At 64.3% G+C, this 1,380-nt stretch carries 2 protein-coding genes; both read right to left on the bottom strand.

From position 1 onward, the window contains the following. Positions 1–656 (bottom strand): aldehyde dehydrogenase family protein (locus EOA60_RS33040; RefSeq protein ID WP_128312623.1); only part of this gene is annotated, 656 nt, incomplete at its 3' end. Between the two features lie 18 nt (positions 657–674). Beyond that, positions 675–1,380 (bottom strand): isocitrate/isopropylmalate family dehydrogenase (locus tag EOA60_RS33045; protein ID WP_128312624.1); only part of this gene is annotated, 706 nt, incomplete at its 5' end.

Raw genomic sequence — 1,380 nt, forward strand, 5'->3', positions numbered from 1 at the left:
TTGCCGATCTCGGCCGGCATGCCGGTGACGATGTTGATGACGCCGGCGGGAATACCCGCGCGTTCGGCGAGCACGCCGAGCGCCAACGCCGAATAGGGCGTGAACTCGGACGGCTTGATCACCACCGTGCAGCCGGCGGCCAGCGCCGGCGCAACCTTGCGGGTGATCATCGCATTGGGAAAGTTCCAAGGCGTGATGATGCCGCACACGCCGACGGGTTCCTTCAGGACGATGATGCGGCGGTCTGATGTAGGCGAGGGGATGGTGTGGCCATTGATCCGGCGCGCCTCCTCGGCGAACCATTTGACGAAGGACGCTCCGTAGCGGATCTCGCCTTTGGCCTCGTCCAGCGGCTTGCCCTGTTCCGTGGTCAGGATCAGTGCGAGATCGTCCAGATGCTTAAGCATCAGACCATGCCAGGCCTCCAGCAGGGCGGCGCGTTCGGCGTGGGTCTTCTTTTTCCAATCCCGATAGGCGGAAGCCGCGGCCTCTATGGCCGCGCGGGCCTCCGGGCCGGACATGTCGGGCACTGTGCCGATCGATATCTGTGTTGCCGGATCGATCACATCGACCGTTCTGCCGGAACCTGCCGCGACCCATCTGCCGCCGATCAGACCGGCCTCGCGGAAGAGAGTTTTGTCTTTCAGGCTTTTCATCGAAAACGACCTCGCAAATCAGGTGAGCGCCGCGACAACGGCGGATGTGATGGCGTCCGTACGATCTTTGCCGGCCGTGGTTCCCACCCCTCGCGCCGTTGTCGCTTCGATCGCGTTCATGACGCGGCCGGCTGCGTCCTTTTCGCCCAGATGTTCAAGCATCATTGCGCCCGACCATATGGCGGCGATCGGGTTGGCGATGCCGAGGTGGGCGATGTCGGGCGCGGAGCCGTGCACCGGCTCGAACATGGACGGCGCCGAGCGGTCGGGGTTGATGTTGGCGGAAGCTGCGTAGCCGAGCCCGCCCTGGATCGCCGCGCCGATATCCGTCAGTATGTCGCCGAAGAGATTGGAAGCGACGACCACGTCGAGGCTCTGCGGATCCATGATCATGCGCGCAGCGAGTGCGTCGACATGATAGCTGGTCACGTCGACGTCCGGATAGTCGGCGGCCAGCTTGCGCGTGATCTCGTCCCAGAACACCATCGAATATTTTTGTGCGTTGGACTTGGTGACGGAAGCCAGCCTGCCGCGCCGCGCCCGTGCCTGCTCGAAGCCGAAGCGCAGGATGCGCTCGACCCCGGCCCGGGTGAAGATCGAGGTTTCCACCGCGACCTCGTCCAGCGTGCCTTGATGCACACGCCCGCCGGCGCCGGAGTATTCGCCTTCGGTGTTTTCGCGGATGCACAGAATATCGAAGCTCTCGGCCCGCAGCGGCCCCCTC

It is taken from the genome of Mesorhizobium sp. M1A.F.Ca.IN.020.06.1.1, assembly GCF_004023265.1.
Lineage (GTDB): Bacteria > Pseudomonadota > Alphaproteobacteria > Rhizobiales > Rhizobiaceae > Mesorhizobium.